The sequence below is a fragment of the Nocardia asiatica NBRC 100129 genome, assembly GCF_000308415.1.
Lineage (GTDB): Bacteria > Actinomycetota > Actinomycetes > Mycobacteriales > Mycobacteriaceae > Nocardia > Nocardia asiatica.
The window spans coordinates 11,980-28,918 of record NZ_BAFS01000279.1; the positions used below are offsets into that span (position 1 = coordinate 11,980).

The 16,939-nt window shown below is 68.4% G+C and carries 19 protein-coding genes; 10 read left to right on the top strand and 9 right to left on the bottom strand.

Going from position 1 to position 16,939, the window contains the following annotated elements; genetic code table 11:
* Window positions 1–35: 35 nt before the first annotated feature.
* Both ON27_RS27035 and ON27_RS27040 read left to right on the top strand, forming a co-directional pair.
* Window positions 36–1,280 (top strand): KasA/KasB family beta-ketoacyl-ACP synthase, encoded by a 1,245-nt coding sequence (locus ON27_RS27035; RefSeq protein ID WP_043733889.1) that lies wholly within the window; start codon window positions 36–38, stop codon window positions 1,278–1,280.
* A 141-nt stretch (window positions 1,281–1,421) separates the two neighbouring features.
* On the top strand, window positions 1,422–2,216 hold the full coding sequence (locus ON27_RS27040) for a thioesterase family protein (RefSeq protein WP_043733890.1): 795 nt from the start codon (window positions 1,422–1,424) through the stop codon (window positions 2,214–2,216).
* A gap of 6 nt (window positions 2,217–2,222) precedes the next feature.
* On the opposite strand, the gene ON27_RS43175 is transcribed toward ON27_RS27040, so the two are convergent.
* Together ON27_RS43175 and ON27_RS27045 are read right to left on the bottom strand one after the other, a co-directional pair.
* Window positions 2,223–2,399 (bottom strand): hypothetical protein, encoded by a 177-nt coding sequence (locus tag ON27_RS43175; RefSeq protein WP_157227357.1) that lies wholly within the window; start codon window positions 2,397–2,399, stop codon window positions 2,223–2,225.
* On the bottom strand, window positions 2,396–2,686 hold the full coding sequence (locus ON27_RS27045; protein WP_043733891.1) for a hypothetical protein: 291 nt from the start codon (window positions 2,684–2,686) through the stop codon (window positions 2,396–2,398). The genes ON27_RS43175 and ON27_RS27045 overlap by 4 nt, the downstream gene beginning before the upstream one ends.
* A 137-nt stretch (window positions 2,687–2,823) precedes the next feature.
* Here ON27_RS27045 and ON27_RS27050 point away from each other — a divergent pair, with 137 nt between their 5' ends.
* Window positions 2,824–3,666 carry a DUF5919 domain-containing protein gene (locus ON27_RS27050; RefSeq protein WP_043733893.1) on the top strand — a complete coding sequence of 281 codons (843 nt, stop codon included), beginning with the start codon at window positions 2,824–2,826 and terminating at the stop codon, window positions 3,664–3,666.
* Entirely contained in the window at window positions 3,663–4,463 is an 801-nt protein-coding gene (locus ON27_RS27055; RefSeq protein ID WP_043733894.1) for an inositol monophosphatase family protein, read from the top strand. Before ON27_RS27050 ends, ON27_RS27055 begins: the two co-directional genes overlap by 4 nt.
* 117 nt (window positions 4,464–4,580) lie before the next feature.
* Here ON27_RS27055 and ON27_RS27060 read toward each other — a convergent pair whose 3' ends face one another.
* Window positions 4,581–4,988, bottom strand: coding sequence for a glyoxalase superfamily protein (locus ON27_RS27060; protein WP_043733895.1), 408 nt, complete (start codon window positions 4,986–4,988; stop codon window positions 4,581–4,583).
* Between the two features lie 64 nt (window positions 4,989–5,052).
* Window positions 5,053–5,697: a TetR/AcrR family transcriptional regulator gene (locus ON27_RS27065; protein ID WP_043733896.1), complete on the bottom strand. Its 645-nt coding sequence runs from the start codon at window positions 5,695–5,697 to the stop codon at window positions 5,053–5,055.
* Between the two features lie 84 nt (window positions 5,698–5,781).
* Between ON27_RS27065 and ON27_RS27070 the strand changes: the two genes are divergently transcribed.
* The gene (locus ON27_RS27070; RefSeq protein ID WP_043733898.1) at window positions 5,782–6,864 is read left to right on the top strand and encodes an epoxide hydrolase family protein; all 1,083 of its coding nucleotides are present in this window, start codon (window positions 5,782–5,784) and stop codon (window positions 6,862–6,864) included.
* Between the two features lie 167 nt (window positions 6,865–7,031).
* Window positions 7,032–7,655: an NAD(P)-dependent oxidoreductase gene (locus ON27_RS27075; RefSeq protein WP_043733899.1), complete on the top strand. Its 624-nt coding sequence runs from the start codon at window positions 7,032–7,034 to the stop codon at window positions 7,653–7,655.
* 67 nt (window positions 7,656–7,722) lie between these two features.
* Here ON27_RS27075 and ON27_RS27080 read toward each other — a convergent pair whose 3' ends face one another.
* A complete protein-coding gene (locus ON27_RS27080) occupies window positions 7,723–8,859 on the bottom strand; it encodes a GTP-binding protein (protein ID WP_043733901.1) in 1,137 nt (378 codons plus the stop codon).
* An 89-nt stretch (window positions 8,860–8,948) separates the two neighbouring features.
* On the opposite strand from ON27_RS27080, the gene thiD reads away from it, so the two are divergent.
* On the top strand, window positions 8,949–9,794 hold the full coding sequence (gene thiD, locus ON27_RS27085) for a bifunctional hydroxymethylpyrimidine kinase/phosphomethylpyrimidine kinase (RefSeq protein WP_043733902.1): 846 nt from the start codon (window positions 8,949–8,951) through the stop codon (window positions 9,792–9,794).
* 163 nt (window positions 9,795–9,957) lie between these two features.
* On the opposite strand, the gene ON27_RS27090 is transcribed toward thiD, so the two are convergent.
* Window positions 9,958–10,680, bottom strand: a complete 723-nt coding sequence (locus ON27_RS27090) for a TetR/AcrR family transcriptional regulator (RefSeq protein ID WP_043733903.1) — start codon at window positions 10,678–10,680, stop codon at window positions 9,958–9,960.
* A gap of 153 nt (window positions 10,681–10,833) precedes the next feature.
* Complete coding sequence (locus ON27_RS45425) at window positions 10,834–10,956, bottom strand: hypothetical protein (protein ID WP_280413528.1); 123 nt, start codon at window positions 10,954–10,956, stop codon at window positions 10,834–10,836.
* Between the two features lie 152 nt (window positions 10,957–11,108).
* Here ON27_RS45425 and ON27_RS27095 point away from each other — a divergent pair, with 152 nt between their 5' ends.
* The 3 genes from ON27_RS27095 (at window position 11,109) to ON27_RS27105 (ending at window position 15,407) form a co-directional block, all read left to right on the top strand.
* Entirely contained in the window at window positions 11,109–12,383 is a 1,275-nt protein-coding gene (locus tag ON27_RS27095) for a bifunctional glycosyltransferase family 2/GtrA family protein (protein WP_051047028.1), read from the top strand.
* Window positions 12,383–14,476, top strand: coding sequence for a glycosyltransferase family 39 protein (locus ON27_RS27100; RefSeq protein ID WP_043733905.1), 2,094 nt, complete (start codon window positions 12,383–12,385; stop codon window positions 14,474–14,476). The genes ON27_RS27095 and ON27_RS27100 overlap by 1 nt, the downstream gene beginning before the upstream one ends.
* A gap of 586 nt (window positions 14,477–15,062) precedes the next feature.
* Entirely contained in the window at window positions 15,063–15,407 is a 345-nt protein-coding gene (locus ON27_RS27105) for a hypothetical protein (RefSeq protein ID WP_043733906.1), read from the top strand.
* 126 nt (window positions 15,408–15,533) lie between these two features.
* Here ON27_RS27105 and ON27_RS27110 read toward each other — a convergent pair whose 3' ends face one another.
* Window positions 15,534–16,148, bottom strand: coding sequence for a TetR/AcrR family transcriptional regulator (locus ON27_RS27110; protein WP_043733908.1), 615 nt, complete (start codon window positions 16,146–16,148; stop codon window positions 15,534–15,536).
* Window positions 16,149–16,153: 5 nt separating this feature from the next.
* Entirely contained in the window at window positions 16,154–16,930 is a 777-nt protein-coding gene (locus tag ON27_RS27115; protein ID WP_043733910.1) for an enoyl-CoA hydratase family protein, read from the bottom strand.
* Between the last annotated feature and the right edge of the window lie 9 nt (window positions 16,931–16,939).

Sequence of the window (16,939 nt, forward strand, 5' to 3'; positions counted from 1 at the left end):
TTACTGTAGCGATCGGTACAGGTATTCATGACATCGTGACTGTAACAATCGCTTCAGAAACTCGGGATTCAGTCGTGGTCACCGGGTACGCGGCGACCACGTCGCTGGCCGACGACATGGATACGACCTGGTCCGAATTACTGGCGGGGCACAGCGGAATCGGCGCGCTGGAGGACGACTTCGTTAAGGAGTACGACCTGCCGGTCCGCATCGGCGGCAAGCTGAAGTCACAGCCGGGGGCCGAGCTGACCAGGGTCGAACAGCGCAGGCACTCCTATGTGGAACAGATGGCGCTGGTGCTCGGCCGCCGGGTCTGGCGCTCGGCGGGTGCGCCCGAGGTGGACGGCGACCGATTGGCGGTGGCCGTCGGCACCGGGCTCGGCGGCGGCGACGCGCTGATCTCGGCGGTCGACGCGATGCGCGCGGGCGGCTACCGCAAAGTGTCGCCGATGTCGGTGCCGATGGTCATGCCGAACGGGCCCGCCGCCACCGTCGGCCTCGAAATAGGAGCCAGAGCGGGGGTTTTCGCACCGGTCTCGGCCTGCTCGTCGGGTTCCGAGGCGATCGCGCACGCGTGGCGGCTGATCACCACCGGCGAAGCGGACGTGGTGGTGGCGGGCGGGGTGGAAGGGCACATCGACGCCGTGCCCATCGCGAGTTTCGCGATGATGCGCGCCATGAGCACCCGCAACGACGAGCCGGAACGCGCGTCGCGCCCGTTCGACCGGGACCGCGACGGGTTCGTGTTCGGCGAGGCGGGTGCGCTGCTGGTGCTCGAGTCGGAGCGGCACGCACGCGCGCGGGGCGCGACCGTGCACGGGCGGGTGCTCGGCGCGGGCATCACCTCCGACGCCTATCACATCGTCGCGTCCGAACCGGAGGGGGTCGGGGCCGCCCGCGCGATGCGCAAGGCCATCCAGACCGCCGGGCTGCGGCCAGCGGACGTCCAGCATGTCAACGCGCACGCCACCGCCACCTCCATCGGCGACGCGTCGGAAGCCAACGCCATCACCTCCGTCGTGCCCGACGCCTCGGTCTACGCGCCCAAATCCGCGCTCGGGCATTCGATCGGTGCGGTCGGCGCTCTGGAATCGCTGGTCACCATGCTCACCCTGCGGGACCAGGTCGTGCCGCCCACCCTGAACCTCGACAATCCCGATCCGGCGATCGACCTGGACATCGTCGCGGGCGGGCCGCGTGCCCAGCGCATCGACTTCGCGCTGAACAACTCGTTCGGTTTCGGTGGGCACAACGTCGCGCTGGCGTTCGGCCGGGTCTGACGGCGGCGCGGATCGGGAGCCGGGCTACCGTCGAGAGAAAGAAGGATCGGCCCGGAGGACGTACCGACGTGGGTGAGCGCCAGCAAAGCAACCGAGGACACAGCGTGCGGTCGCGCGACGAGCCGAACTGGGGGCGCGGCCGTGCATGACGCGTTCTACCTCCCCGACCCGGACCAGCCGGATCGCTACCTCTCGACCGAACTCACCCGTGGCCCCTGGTCGCCGGACGCCCAGCACGCGGGTCCGCCGTCGGCGCTGCTCGGGCACGTGATCGAGCGGTGCGAGCCGCGACCGGGATTCCAGGTCGGCCGGGTCGCCGTCGAGATCCTCGGCCCGGTGCCGCTGGCGCCGCTGACCGCGGCGGCGCGCGTCGTCCGCCCCGGTCGCAGCGTGGAACTCGTCGAAGCGACGCTGTCCACCGAGCGCGGGCCGGTTCTGCGGGCGAACGCCTGGCGATTCAAGCTGGCCGAGCCGGAACTGCCGCTGCCGGAACGTTTCCTGCCGTCGGGGACGCGCCCCGGCCCCGAAACAGCGGACGCGCCGGAGCCGTTTCCGTCCACCCAGCCGATCGGTTTTCACACCGCCATCGATTACCGCTTCGTCAGCGGGTCGTTCGCCGAACCCGGCCCGGCGGTCTGCTGGATCAGGATCAAGCACCCGATCGTGGCGGGCACCGACCCGAGCCCGCTCGAGCGCACCCTCGCGGCCGCGGATTCCGGAAACGGCGTCAGCGCGGTGCTGGACTGGTCGAAATACCTGTTCATCAACACCGACCTGACGGTCACCCTGCACCGCCAGCCCGCAGGCGAATGGATCTGCCTCGACGCCGTCACCTATCCCCAACCGCATGGCATAGGTATGGCCGAATCGGCGCTCTACGACGAAAAGGGCCCCTTGGGCCGCAGCACCCAAACCCTCTTCCTCGGCACCCGCTGACCGGCTTCATCCGCACACCACCGAAACTCGTTCCAATGCGCGAAGGAATTGCAGACACTCCCCTCCGTGGCCGGCGTGCTGGGTCAGGATGATCTTCGCGACGTCGAAGGAGATCTCGCCGGGTTGTTCACCACAGATCCGGTGGCGGATTCGAACGATATCTGCGCTGACGGGCAAGGTCACAGCACCCTCCGCTGTGCCCGTACGTCGGGAACGACGTGTCCGGCATCGACCAATGTCCAGTAGGCATAGGCTTTGTCCGGGCAGGAATCGATGCTGCAACGAACATGGTCTTGCATGGTCGCATGTGCGTGCTCGATGTCGAGGCGATCGAAGATGTCGGTGACGGGCACGGCTGATTCAGGTAGTGCGTCATCTCTATCGAGTAGGTACGGCAGGACAAAGAAAGTGCCGCCGGCCAGCAGCGCCAGCGCGACGGTAACGACTCCTGCGGTGACGATCTGATTCATGTCGAGAAGTGTCGGCAGCGCACGAGTCTGTCCGCGTCGCCGCCGATGCCTCACCTTGATCCGCAGAAACAGCGGATGTATCTTCTATGTCTCATCTATGCCGGTACTGCCAAGCCGACCCTAGAGGTGGTGCACCTGTGGGAACCGTTCTGAAAGCCTTACTTCAACAGCGCCACCTTCAGACCGTCTCCGCGTTCAATCGCGAATACGACCGGATCGCAGACAAACTCGAACCGGAGCTGGTCGGTGCCGGACCTAAGAAGGCCCAGTTCTACCGTTGGCTCTCCGGGGGCCTCACCAGCCTGCCGTACCCCCATCACCGCCGAGTTCTGGAGGCTATGTTCCCAGGCCGGTCGGCTGAAGAACTTTTCGAAGACTGCGCGGATCCGAGCGACGTCCGGATGGACCGCCTCGTTCGATCTCGACCTTCGAATCACATGGCCGACGTCGAAGCAATTTTCGCGAACCGGACCGATTTCCTGCACGCCATGCCCCCACGAGAACTCTTCGAGGGTACCCGTCGGATCGATATGGCCGGCCTGTCACTGAATCTGCTCTGCCAGCAATACTCGGATACTGACCTCGTTCGACTGCTCGAGTCCGGCACCAATCTTCGCTGCCTATTCCTCGACCCGAACGGCTCTCACATCCGCGCTCGGGAGAACGAGGAGGGTCACGCCCCGGGCGTGCTGTCGAGCCTCACCGAACTCAACATGAAGTGTCTGATCCGGGTGCAGAAGAGGTATGCGGCAGAGCAGGCAGAGCGCATCCAGCTCCGCACCTACGATGAGACCGTACGCTTCAACATCACCATCATCGATGGGGCTGTCTGCATCATCCAACCGTATCTGCCGAGAGCTCGAGGCGTTGAATCGCCAACTCTGGTCGCTCGAAAATCGGATACTGCGGGGCTCTTCGACACCTTCTCCGAAATATTCGAAACGATGTGGTCCAGCGCTCGGGAGGTACCGTCGGTATGACAGTGAGTCGAGACGAACTGCTGAAAGTCGCACGTTCGGCTGTTGACCGAGGGGCCGAGCTGCTCCGTACAGCCGAACGAGGCCGTATCCGCGCGAAGAGCGACCGTGACTACGTGACCGACCTGGACCGCCGGATTCAAGACCACATCCGGCGGTACTTGGCCGAGACGACACCCGGGTTCGATTTCCTGGGCGAAGAATCCGACCCCATGTCAGGTGACCGCGCTGGGCAGCGGATGTGGGTTCTCGACCCTATCGATGGAACGTCCAACTTCATCCATGGACTGCCGCTCTGCGCCGTGTCGCTGGCTCTGGTAGACGACCGCGAACCGGTGATCGGAGTGGTCAACGCGCCGTTCCTGAACCTGGAGTACTACGCTGCCGCCGAACGGGGCGCGTTCGGCAACGGCACGCCGATCAAAGCGAGCAAGACCGAAACACTCGGCCAGGCAATCGTTTCCATTGGTGATTACGCGGTCGGCCCGGAGGCGGAGGTCAAGAACAAGCGCCGCTTCGCCCTGACCGCCGAGCTGGCGGCAACCGTCGAACGCGTGCGAATGTTCGGCTCCGCCGCCCTCGATCTGGTGTGGGTGGCCGAGGGGCGAACCGACGCCTGCATCATGCTGTCCAACAAGCCCTGGGACACAGCCGCAGGTGTGGTCATCAGCCGCGAGGCGGGCGCAGTCGTCCTCGACTCGACCTTCCGCCGACACAGCCTCGGGTCCGCCGACACGATCGCCGCGGCACCCGCTGTCGCCGATCAACTCATCGCCCTGGTCAACCGGTCGAGCTGCTAACGGCACCCTCCCGGCGGTGGACACCCGGACATGGGCAGGAGACGTGAGGCGTCGAATTCGCAGCGTGACAAAACGAGCCGCTCGGGACGGACACGTCGTCGTCCACGTCGATTTCGCTCACGGACGGGTCGAGATCTGCTGGACGCCCCAGCCGTTGCCGTCCGGGTCGGTGAAGAAGAAGAAGCCGACGTTGTCCAAGGGGTCGGGCATGGGGGTGGGGTTCTGGCCGAGGGATTGGATCTCGGTGACCTCCACGCCGCGGGAGGTGAGTTCCTCGTGGGCCTTGCGCAGGTCGTTGACCACCAGTTGCAGGCCCTGCTGGGAGCCGGGCGTCATGTCCGGGACCGCGCCCTTGCCGATCACGATCGAACACCCGGAACCCGGTGGGGTGAGTTGCACGATGCGGACATTTTCGTCGATCTTGGTGTCGTGGTCTACGGCGAAGCCGAGTTGCTCCGCGTAGAACTGCTTGGCCCGGTCGATATCCGACACGGGCACGATCACGACCTCGAGCGTCCAGTTCACGGCACATCCTTTCGGTGCGGACAGCGGTATTCGTACCAGTGCGGACGGGTTCACCCGGGGAAATTCATCGCCGCGCCCAGCGCCAGCTGAACTCGTCCGGCGCGGGCGGCGGGCCGGGCAGTTCACCGTCCGCGCTCAGCCCGGCCACGAGCATCGCGAGCACGCGGCGGCGCAGCTGGGCGGTGCGCTGCGGGTCGGGCACCGCGACGGCCGCGCACGACTCCAGGATCAGGCCGAGATCCTGCGGGCGCACGTCCGGGCGCAGCTTGCCGGTGGCGTGGGCGCGCCGCACGATCTCTTCGGTCGCCTCCGCGGAGTGCCGGACATCGGGCAGCATCGACTCGTCGGGGGTGAAGGTGCCCGCGAGATGCACGGTGAGCGAGTGCACGTCCGCGTCCACCACCCGCTCGAGAAAGCCGACCAGCGCGCGCCAGCCGTCCGCCTCCTCCAGCGCCGCATCGGCTTCGGTGTTGTACCGGCGTAGACCGTCGTGACAGAGCGTGCGCAGCAGCACCTCCTTGCTCGGATAGCGCCGGTACAGCGCGCTGATCCCGACGCCGGCGCGTTCCGCGACGGCGGAGATCGGGGCGGTGGCGTCGGCGAGGAAGACCGCGCGGGCGGCCTCCAGGATCAAGCCGTCGTTGCGGGCCGCCTGCGCCTTGCGGCCGGGCAGACCCTTCTGAGCTGGGGTATCGGATGTCTTCGGCATGAATCCAGCATAGCACTTGAACGGAATGATCCGTTCTGTTACGGTTCAATCAGAACAGAGCATTCCGTTTCAAAGGAGTTGGACATGACCGCGATCACCCCCTTCCGCATCGACATCGACCAGGCCGACCTGGACGACCTGCGCGATCGTCTCGCCCGCACCCGCTGGGCCGAGCAGATCCCCGGCTCGGGCGACACCTACGGGGTGAGCGTGGATCGGGTGCGCCACCTGGTCGGATACTGGCGCGACGGGTTCGACTGGCGCGCGGTCGAGCACTCGCTGAACGCCTACCCGCAGTTCACCACCGAGATCGACGGGCAGAACATTCACTTCCTGCACGTGCGGTCCGCGCGGGAGGATGCGTTTCCGCTGATCCTCACGCACGGCTGGCCGGGCACCTTCGTCGAGTTCGTCGGCGTCATCGAGCCGCTCACCGCGGCGGGCTTCGACCTGGTGATCCCGTCCGTGCCGGGCTACGGATTCTCCGGCCCCACCACGGAGGCGGGCTGGAACGACACCCGGATCGCCCGCGCCTGGGCGGAGCTGATGCGACGGCTCGGCTACACCCGCTACGGCGCGGTCGGCAACGACGGCGGCGCGCAGATCTCCCCGGAACTCGGGCGGGTGGCGCCGGACAACGTGGTCGGCGTGCACGTCGCGCAGGTGTACTCGTTCCCCTCGGGCGATCCGGCGGAGCTGGCGGATCTCGACGAGGGCGAGCAGCAGTCGCTGGCCACCCTGGACTGGTTCGTCAAGCACAAAATGGGCTTCAACGTGCTGCAATCCCAGCAGCCGCAGACGCTGGCGCACGCGATCACGGATTCGCCCGCCGGATTGGTCGGCTGGAACGGGCAGCTGCTCGGCCCGGATCTGGACGACGATTTCGTGCTGACCAACATCGCGATCCACTGGCTCACCGGCACCGCGGGCTCGGCGATCCGGCACTACTTCGAGAAGGACAAGGCCGAGCACCCCTCGGGGCCGACCACGGTTCCGCTCGCGCTGTGCGGCTCCACCGGCGATTTCCACGGCATCCGCCGTTTCGCCGAGCGCGACCACAACATCGTGTCGTGGCGCACGCACGACGTGTTCACCCACTACCTGCACCACGTCGCGCCCGCGCTGATGGCGCGGGAGATCACGGAATTCTTCGCCCAGCTGCGCTGAACGCCTCGGCCGAGCCCGCCCCGCGTGGTCGGCGGGCTCGGCCGAGATTCGGCGACTCGAGACAGTCTCTTATGTCATCGAGACTCACGGCCATGGTTCGTCTCGCTTGCCGCTGATGTACTGGATTCAGCAAAGGCACAACGGCTTTCGAACCAAGGAGAGAAATCATGAAAATCGCGGTCTTCGGCGCCACCGGTACCGTCGGTCGTCTCGTCGTCGAGCAGGCCCTGCGGGAGGGGCACGAGGTAACGGCCTTCACGCGCAGCGCCGCGAGCGTCGGGCAGCGCCACGAGCGACTGCGCGTGGTGGAAGGCGACGTGCTGGACACGCATTCGGTGCAGCGCGCGGTGCAGGGGCAGGACGCGGTGCTGATCTCGCTCGGCAACGGCCGCAAGGGCGTGGTCCGGGCGGGCGGCACCAAAGCGATCATCGACGCGATGAATCGCACCGGCGTCAAGCGGCTGATCTGCCAGACGACGCTCGGTGTCGGCGACAGCCGGGGCAACCTGAACTTCCTGTGGAAGTACGTGATGTTCGGTCTGCTGCTGCGCCCGGCCTACGCCGACCATGTCCGGCAGGAGGAATACGTGCTGGCCAGCGACCTGGACTGGACGATCGTGCGGCCGAGCGCCTTCACCGACGGCCCGGCCACCGGCGGCTACCGCCGCGGCTTCCCGGCGGACGAGCGCGGGCTCACCCTGAAGATCTCCCGTGCCGACATCGCCGGCTTCATGATCGAGCAACTGACCGACACGACCTACCTGCGCCAAGCGCCCGGCATCTCGAATTGAGGACGGCGCACCATGCGAGGGCGCGGCAGCGGCCCACGCCCCGAGCCGGGTGCGTGGGCCGCGGACCTCACGCGTGCTCGTGCAATTCGCCCCAGGCCGGGAAGGGATCGGGATATTCGGCCCACGCGCCCGGCCCCTGCGCGAACTCCGCGTCGGTGAGCAGGGCGGCATCCAGCAGCGCGCGCACCTTGCCGGAGTCCAGTTTTATCCCGATGAACACGATCTCCTGCCCCGGCGGCACTTCCAGCGACGACCACCAGGCGGCGGGTTCGAAGACCAGATTCGGCCCCGCTTGCGACCACACCGCGGCCAGCGTCGACCGGCTCGCGATCCAGCAGAATCCCTTGCTGCGCAGCAGACCCCGCAGTTGCTCGAGCGCGGCGGACAGGCGCAGCGGATGGAACGGCCGATCGGCGGTGTAGGTGAGGCTGCGAATCCCGTACTCCTCGGTCTCGGGCGTGTGCCCGCCCGCGAGTTCCTCCGCCCAGCCCTCGGACTCCGCGGCGACCAGCGGGTCGTAACGCCCGGTGTCCAGGACCTCGGCCAGATCGACCACGCCGTTGCTGGTGCGCAACACGCGGGCGCGGGGATTCAGGCGGCGCACCGTGGCCTCCACCGCTCCCGCCGCGGCCGCGCCGACCAGGTCGGTCTTGTTGACCAGCAGGACGTCGGCGAACTCCACCTGGTCCACCAGCAGGTCGGCGATGGAGCGCTCGTCGCCCTCGCCCGCCTGGAGGTTCCGCTCGGCGAGCGCCTGCCCGCGCGCCACTTCCGCGAGGAAGGTCGACGCGTCGACCACGGTCACCATGGTGTCCAGGCGGGCGACGTCACCGAGCCGGAACCCGTCCTCGAACTCCCAGTCGAAGGTCGCGGCCACCGGCATGGGCTCGGAGATGCCGGTCGATTCGATCACCAATTGATCGAACCGCCCTTCGCGAGCGAGCCGGGCGACGGCCTCGATCAGGTCCTCGCGCAGTGTGCAGCAGATGCAGCCGTTGGTCAGCTCCACCAGCTTCTCTTCGGTGCGGTCGAGATGGCCCTGGCCGGAAACGAGCGCGGCGTCGATGTTGACCTCGCTCATGTCGTTGACGATGACCGCCACCCGGCGACCCTCGCGGTTGGCGAGGATGTGGTTGAGCAGCGTCGTCTTGCCCGCCCCGAGGAAGCCGGACAGCACGGTGACGGGGAGCAGATCGGAGTCCATGCACTAATGATAACGATTTTCATTTGCTACTTGCGGGCGGGTTCCGGTTGCCGGTGGCGTCCGCAGCGCACCGCCGTAGGGTTTGTGTCGTGAAATTGCTGCCATTGCCCGCCGAGGGGCAGACCCCCGTCCGGGCGCTCACCATCGCCGGTACCGATTCCGGCGGGGGCGCCGGAATCCAAGCCGATACCCGCACCATGGCGCTGTGCGGCGTGCACGCGCTGGTGGCCGTAGCGGCGGTGACCGTGCAGAACACGGTGGGCGTCAGCGGCTTTCACGAGATTCCGCCGCAGGTCGTGGCCGATCAGGTGCGCTCGGTCGTCGGCGACATCGGCGTGGGCGCCGCGAAGACGGGCATGCTGGCCTCCACCGCGATCATCGAGGCGGTCGCCGCGGTGTGCCAGGAGGTCGGCATCGGCGGCGGCGGCGACATCCCACTGGTGGTCGATCCGGTCGCGGCCTCGATGCACGGCGACCCGCTGCTGCACGCCGAGGCGCTGGACGCGGTGCGCGGCACGCTGATTCCGCTCGCCACCGTGGTGACGCCGAACCTGGACGAGGTCCGCCTGCTCACCGGGATCGACGTCGGCGACGACGATTCGGCGCGGCGCGCGGCCGAGGCGCTGCACAAATTGGGACCGCGGTGGGCGATCGTCAAGGGCGGGCACCTGCGCTCCTCCGAGTACAGCACCGACCTGCTGTTCGACGGCGACCAATTCCTCGAGTTCACCGCGCCGCGCATCGCGACCGGCAACGATCACGGCGGCGGGGACACGCTGGCCGCCGCGATCGCCTGCGCGCTGGCACACGGCTATCCGGTACCCGAAGCGGTCGAGTTCGCCAAGGAGTGGACCTACCGCTGTCTGGCCGCGTCCTACGATCTGGGCGCCGGCCACGGCCCGGTGTCCCCGCTGTGGCGGTTGCGACAGAGCTGACCGGCGCCCGCTCCGCGCACGCGTTTCTTGTCGGTGGCCACTGCCATACTGAGGACGTCGCGGACACGGATGGCTTCAACGGCGAGGCCATCGAAGCAATCCGAACAACGACGTTCGGCGTTGTCGCGGCAGACCTCGGCGCCCGTCCCGGGGGGCGCTCTGGTCACATAGCGGAAAAGGCCAAGTGCAGCGGAAGCTCGGCCGCGATCGCGATGCCGTGCAGGCGAGCGCTCGCCGCCACCAGCGCGAAGATGATCTCGCTCAGATACTCGGCGAACTGCTCGACCGGCATGGCGGGCGGCTCCGGCCGGTTCGTCCCCAGCCACCAGTCGGTGGCCGAGGCCACCGCGCCGAAGATCGAGTAGATCACCAGTTCCACGTCCGCGACCCGCACCGATTCGTCGTCCACCGCGCCGGCGAACAGCGCGGCGGCGCGTTCGGCGGACTGCCTGGCCGATTGCAGGGTGCGGTCGGCGTCGGCGGAGCGCTGGGTGAAGTGGCTGTGCAGCATGAACCGGAACACGTTCGGCTGCCGCGCCACCACCAGCGCGTATTCCGAAGCGGCCCGGCGCACCAGCTCACCGGCCGAGTCGCCGCTCAGGTCGAAGCTGGTCATGACCTGTTCCCAGAGCAGGTCGCGGACCCGGTCGACGATCGCGTTGTAGAGGTCGGCCTTGTCCTCGAAGTGGCGGTACAGCTTCGGCTTGGCCGCGCCCGCTTCCTTCGCGATATCGCCCATGCTCACGCCGGGACCGAACTTGTCCAGCGCGCGGAACGCCGCGTCCACGAACTCCTCGCGCACCTTCTTGCGATGCTCGCGCCAGCGCTCCGTGCGAGCGTCCACACGTTTGCGCGGCGGGTCCTCCTCCGTCGCGCCGCTGAGCATCACGAATCCGGATGCTACCCGCTACCCCCGGTACCACACCGCACCCGCCGACTCGAGTGAGTTGTGCGGACACGAAGGGGATGCGCGCGCACGGCGTACAGATCTCCGGTGGGGGGGGACCGCTGAGCGAGTGGTTCTCGCTCAGCGGCCCGCTCAACGCTTCTTGGGATCGATGGCGGGCTCGCCGGCGGCCTTGGCTTTCTTCTCCGCTCGTTTTTCCTTGAGAGTCTTCTCGGATTTCTTGGACATCGAACTGCGCGGAGATTTGTCGGACAAACGTGGTCCTTTGCTCGGAGAACCTGAATGGTCCCGCTGTTACGACCGTACGCTACGCGGGCCCGTCCGGGCGGCACCATCGAACGCGGCTACCAGGAACCTCACAGCTGAGCCGCAGCACCGTGGCAGCGTGGCCGTCGAATCTGGTTCGCATGACCGAGACCTCGACCGTCGCGGCGGCGGAACGAACCGAGACCACGGGTGCGCCCGTGCTGGACGTGGTGATACCCGTCTACAACGAAGAGACCGACCTCGGCGTGTGCGTCCGGAGACTGCACGCCTACCTGCGCGACGGGTTCCCGTTCCCGGCGCGCATCACGGTCGCCGACAACGCGAGCACCGACGACACCTTGCAGGTCGCCCAGCTGCTCGCCGACGAACTGGACGACGTGCGGGTGGTGCACCTGTCCGCCAAGGGGCGAGGGCGAGCGCTGCGCGCGGTGTGGGAACACTCCGACGCGCAGATCGTCGCCTATATGGACGTCGACCTGTCCACCGACCTCAACGCACTGCTTCCCCTGGTCGCGCCGCTGGTCACCGGGCATTCCGATCTGGCGATCGGCACCCGGCTCGACGCCGCGTCCCGCGTGGTGCGCGGGCCCAAGCGCGAGATCATCTCGCGCTGCTACAACTTGCTGCTGAAAGCCTCGCTGCGAGCGCGCTTCTCCGACGCGCAGTGCGGCTTCAAGGCTGTGCGCACCGACGTGGCGCGCCGCCTGCTGCCGCTGGTGCGCGACGGGGAGTGGTTCTTCGACACCGAATTGCTCGTCCTCGCCGAGCGGGCCGGTCTGCGCATCCACGAGGTTCCCGTGGACTGGATCGATGATCCGGACAGCCGGGTCGACATCGTCGACACCGCGCGCAAGGACTTGCTCGGCATCTGGCGGCTTGGGCGGGCGCTGACCACCGGCGCGCTGCCGCTGGAGGAACTGCGGCGCGCGGTGGGCCGGGAACCGCTGGTGCCCGGGGTGCCGCTGGGCATGGTCGGGCAGCTCGTGCGTTTCGCGCTCGTCGGCGTACTGAGCACGCTGGCCTATCTGCTGCTGTACGTGGTGCTGCAACCGCTGACCGGCGCGCAGGCGGCGAACTTCGCGGCGCTGCTGATCACGGCGCTGGGCAATACCGCGGCCAACCGGGCCTTCACCTTCGGCGTGCGCGGATCGAACGGCGTTGTCGCCCATCAATTCCAAGGTCTGGTGATCTTCGGGATCGGGTTGGCGCTCACCAGCGGGTCGCTGTTCGCGCTGCATCGGTGGGCGCCGGACGCCTCGGTGCAGCTGGAATTGTTCGTCCTGGTGGCGGCGAACCTGGTGGCGACGCTGTTGCGGTTCGTCGGGCTGCGGTGGGTGTTCCGGGACGGCGGAGGAGCCGATCGCCCGGCTGAGCCGGTGGCCGGTGCCGGGCGTGGCAGCGAGGGAGACCGTTGATGACGACCACACTGACCGCCCAACCGGTCGCGGCCGACCCGCGGCCGAAGACGGACCGGAAATGGGAATATACGGCACTGGCGACGCTACTGCTCGGCACGGCGGTGGCCTATCTGTGCAACTTGAGCGCCAACGGGTGGGCGAACTCCTTCTACTCGGCCGCCGTGCAGGCGGGTTCGGTGTCGTGGAAAGCGTTCTTCTTCGGGTCTTCGGACGCGGCGAACTCGATCACCGTGGACAAACCACCCGCCTCGCTGTGGTTGATGGAGCTGTCGGTGCGAGCCTTCGGCCTCAACAGCTGGAGCATCCTGGTGCCGGAAGTGCTGCTCGGTGTGGCCACGGTGGCGCTGCTGTGGGCAACGGTGCGCAGGCCGTTCGGGCCCGCGGCCGGATTGCTCGCCGGGTTGGCGCTGGCGGTGACGCCCGTCGCGGCACTGATGTTCCGGTTCAACAATCCCGAGGCGCTGCTGGTGTTCTTGATGGTCGCCGCCGCCTGGGCGACGACGCGAGCAGTGGCGGACGGCCGCTGGCGCTGGCTGGTGCTCACCGGCGCGCTGATCGGATTCGGCTTCCTCGCCAAGCAATTGCAAGTGCTGCTGGTGGTTCCGGCGCTGGCGCTGACCTACCTGATCGCCGGACCGCCGAAGCTCGGCAAGCGCATCGCACAACTTTTCGCGGCGGGCGTCGCGATGGTGGTGGCCGCCGGATGGTGGTTGCTGGCGGTGGAGCTGTGGCCCGCCTCGTCCCGGCCGTGGATCGGCGGCTCGCACGACAACTCGATCCTGGAACTGACGCTCGGCTACAACGGGCTCGGCCGCCTCAACGGCAACGAGCGCGGCAGCGTCGGACCGGGTGGTGAACTACCGCCGGGCGGCAACGGCATGTGGGGAAGCACCGGCATCACGCGGATGTTCGAACCGGCGCAGGGCGGTCAGATCGCGTGGTTGATTCCCGCCGCCCTGGTCGCGCTCTTCGCGGGAATCCTGCTGCGCGGCCGCGCCGCTCGCACCGATCGGCAGCGCGCCTCGCTGGTGCTCTGGGGCGGCTGGCTGCTGGTGACCGGGCTGGTGTTCAGCTTCATGGCCGGCATCTTCCATCAGTACTACACCGTGGCGCTGGCCCCGGCGATCGCCGCGCTCGTCGGCGCGGGCGCGGTGCTGCTGTGGCGGGCGCGTCATCGGCTCTGGGTGCGGCTCGCGTCGGCACTGGCGGTGGGTCTCACCACCGCGACCGCGTGGATGCTGTTGTCGCGCAGTCCGGAATGGCAATCGTGGCTGCGCTGGACGGTGCTCGTCGTGGGCGTTCTCGCGACGCTCGCCGTGCTCTTTCCCGCGCCGCGCAAGCTGGCGGTGGCGTCGGCGCTCGCGGTGGCGTTCACCTTCCTGGCCGGACCCGTCGCCTATTCGGTCGACACGATCGCGACGCCGCATACCGGTTCGATTCCCTCGGCCGGGCCGAACGTCGCGGCGCATGGACGGCCGCCGTGGGGTGAGGGCATGCCCGGAATGGTCCGTCGCGGGCCGGACGGGGCGGTGACCAGCGGCGACGGACAGATCACCGGTGATGACGGCGGAATACCGCCTGGCGCTGTGCCGCAGGGCAATCCGCCCGCCGGGTCGGCGCCGGATGGCGCGATGTTCCCGCCCGATGGGCAGAACAGCCGAGCAACCGGGGCGACGGCGGGGATGCCCGGCGACGGCGGACCGGGGCCCAACGGCGGCGGCGGATTCGGCATCCTCGGGGCGAGCGAGCCGAGCGCGCAGGTCGTGTCGCTGCTCGAGCAGAACAACGGCGACTACACCTGGGTGGCCGCGGCCATCGGCTCCAACAGCGCCGCGGGCTTACAGCTGGCCAGCGAACTTCCGGTGATGCCGATCGGCGGCTTCAACGGCAGCGACCCGTCGCCCACGCTGGAGCAGTTCGAACAGTATGTCGCCGAGGGGAAGATCCACTACTTCGTCGGTGGCGGCCGCGGCGGACCGGGTTCGTCCAGCGATTCCCCGAGCGCGCAGATCACGCAGTGGGTCCAGGAGAACTTCACCGCCGTCCAGGTGGACGGGGTCACGCTGTACGACCTGACCGCTACCCGCTGAGACCACGCGACGCGGCCCTGCCGCCCTGCATACCCGGGGCCGCGTCGCCTGCCGGTGTTCAGCGCAACCCCTGATCCCGCTGAACACCGCATCCGCCGGCGCCATACCTCGGCGCCGGTGCGGATCGCTTTCCGGCAGTATGTTTCGCGGCTTCGACAACGGCGCTGGCGCCGGAGCCGAGAGCGCGCCGTCGTTCCATGTGCGTCCGCGAATTCGGTGAAGGGGTGCGAGCTCCGCGAGGTGGCCGCGAGCTCCGCCAAGTAGCTTGCGAGCTCCGCGCGATGACGTGAACTCCGCCAAGTAGCTTGCGAGCTCCGCGCGATGACCGCGAGCTCCGCCAAGTGGTCGCGAGTTCCGCCAGATGGCTGCGACTTCCGCCAGATGGCTGCGAGCTCCGCGAGGTGGCCGCGAGGTGGCCGCGAGGAAGCTCCGAATACGAGCCCGGCCCGGATGTTTCGCGCCCGGCTCTTGGCATCCCGCAAAACTCCAGCGATGATGATCGGATGCTCGACGGCTTCCGGCCGGGAGCCGGACCATCAGCTCACGTGTCCATCGCGAACATGCAGGGAAACAGTTGAACGCTTTCATGAAGCTGGCCGTAGCGGTGGTCAGCGCACTGGTCGCAACCACGCTCACCGCCGGATTCGCCGCCACCGCGGCGGCCGCGCCCGCCGCCCCGATCGCCGCCGCGACCAGCGAACCCCCGCAGGTGACCTACATCAAGGCGTGCCTGCCGCCCGGCGACACGATCGAACTCCGCACCGGAATCGGCGCGGCGATCGGAGCCGCGATCGGCGCGCTCGTCGGCCTGCCGGTCTTCTTCGTCGGCGCGATCCCCGGCGCGATCATCGTCGGCCTGATCGGGGCCGCCATCGGCGCCTCCTCCTACGCCATCGATTCCGGCCGCCTCGAGCAGCAAGGACTGTGCTGATCACCTGAACGCCGACAGTCCGGACCGCGTTCTAGTTCCGGTGCGCGGTCCGGCCGGTGCGCGGTCCGGCTGCCGATGTGCGATAGCCGCCGGTGGCCTCGGCGCGCCCGGCGATTCCGCGATCGGTCAGCGCGGCGCGTGCAGGGCTTCGTGCAAGGTGGCCGCCCACTGCTGGACGATCAGTTTGCGCCGTGCGGAGTCGTCGGTGAGCACGTCGGCCAGGCCCAGTCCGCGAGCCATGTCCAGGGTCGCTTGGACCAGGTGGTGGGTGACGGGATCGGAGTCGTCCACGCCGAGGGCCTCGATCGCGCGGCGGTGCGACGCGCGCCCGAAGCGGGCCTCCAGCGGGACGATGCGCTCGCGCAGCACCGGATCGGCGGCCGCGTGGGTCCACACCTGGAGCGCGGCCTTGAACAGCGGGCTGGTGTAGGACTCGACCAGCCCCGCCACCACCGCCTCGGTGCGGGCGATGCCGTCGCCGAGTTCCACCAGCGTCTCGGCTTCCTGCACCGCCTGCCCGCTGCGCGTGTCGAACATGTACTCCAGCGCGGCGGTGATCAGATCCTCCCTGGTGGGGAAGTGATGCTGCGCCGCGCCGCGCGACACCCCGGCCCGTTCGGCGACCACGGCGACCGTCGCGGCCGCCCAGCCCATCTCGGCCAGGCAGTCGATGGTCGCCTCGAGCAGGCGCTGCCGGGTGGCTCGGCTGCGGTCCTGCTTGGGTTCGTGGGGTGTCGCCATGGTCGTTATTCTGCCCAGCTCGGCGGGCGGCGCTGCAAAAAGGCCAGCATGCCCTCGTGGACTTCGGGAGTGCCGAAGAAGCTCGCCGAGCGCCGCGCGAGTTCTTCGGCGGAGGCGTCGAACCCGGCGAGGATGTCCGCGTTCACCAGTCGCTTGGCCTCGGCCAGGCCCTGCGGAGAGCCTTTGCGTACCTCGTCGCACAGCCGCGCGACCTCGGCCGCCGGATCGTCGGCGGTGACGGTGACCAGGCCGATCTCCTCGGCCACGGCGGCGTCGAACTTCTCCCCGGTCAGGTAGTACCGGCTGGCCGCGCGCGGGCTGAGCCTGGGCAGCAGGGTCAGCGAGATCATGAACGGCGCCAACCCGATGCGCACTTCGGTGAGCGCGAAACTGCTGCCCGGCCCGGCCACGACGAGGTCACAACCGGCCACGATGCCCATGCCGCCGGCGCGCACGTTGCCGTCGACCCGCGCGATCACCGGCTTCGGGATCTCCACCAACCGGCGCAGCACCCCGATCATGACCCGGGTGCGCTGGTCGGCGGCCACGGCCGGATCGGCGTCGCTCGCCTCGCTGAGATCCGCGCCCGCGCAGAAGGTGCTGCCGGTGTGCGCGAGCACGATGACGCGCACCGTGTCGTCGGCGGCCGCGTCGTCGAGTCCGCGCAGCAGCTCGGCGACCAGCTTGGACGACAACGCGTTGCGATTGTGCGGCGAATCGAGCATGAGCGTCGCGACGCCGCCGACGGCCTCGTAGCGGACGAACGGACCCGTCTCGGTCATACGCCGTCC

Excerpts from the sequence above, each read along its gene's own strand:
- ON27_RS27105 (WP_043733906.1), top strand. The coding sequence starts at position 15,063 with ATGAAGCTGGCCGTAGCGGTGGTCAGCGCACTGGTCGCAACCACGCTC.
- ON27_RS27055 (WP_043733894.1), top strand. The coding sequence starts at position 3,663 with ATGACAGTGAGTCGAGACGAACTGCTGAAAGTCGCACGTTCGGCTGTT.
- ON27_RS27065 (WP_043733896.1), bottom strand. The coding sequence starts at position 5,697 with ATGCCGAAGACATCCGATACCCCAGCTCAGAAGGGTCTGCCCGGCCGC.
- ON27_RS27115 (WP_043733910.1), bottom strand. The coding sequence starts at position 16,930 with ATGACCGAGACGGGTCCGTTCGTCCGCTACGAGGCCGTCGGCGGCGTC.
- ON27_RS27090 (WP_043733903.1), bottom strand. The coding sequence starts at position 10,680 with ATGCTCAGCGGCGCGACGGAGGAGGACCCGCCGCGCAAACGTGTGGAC.
- ON27_RS27080 (WP_043733901.1), bottom strand. The coding sequence starts at position 8,859 with ATGGACTCCGATCTGCTCCCCGTCACCGTGCTGTCCGGCTTCCTCGGG.
- ON27_RS27070 (WP_043733898.1), top strand. The coding sequence starts at position 5,782 with ATGACCGCGATCACCCCCTTCCGCATCGACATCGACCAGGCCGACCTG.
- ON27_RS27075 (WP_043733899.1), top strand. The coding sequence starts at position 7,032 with ATGAAAATCGCGGTCTTCGGCGCCACCGGTACCGTCGGTCGTCTCGTC.
- ON27_RS27100 (WP_043733905.1), top strand. The coding sequence starts at position 12,383 with ATGACGACCACACTGACCGCCCAACCGGTCGCGGCCGACCCGCGGCCG.
- ON27_RS27045 (WP_043733891.1), bottom strand. The coding sequence starts at position 2,686 with ATGAATCAGATCGTCACCGCAGGAGTCGTTACCGTCGCGCTGGCGCTG.
- ON27_RS27110 (WP_043733908.1), bottom strand. The coding sequence starts at position 16,148 with ATGGCGACACCCCACGAACCCAAGCAGGACCGCAGCCGAGCCACCCGG.
- ON27_RS27095 (WP_051047028.1), top strand. The coding sequence starts at position 11,109 with ATGACCGAGACCTCGACCGTCGCGGCGGCGGAACGAACCGAGACCACG.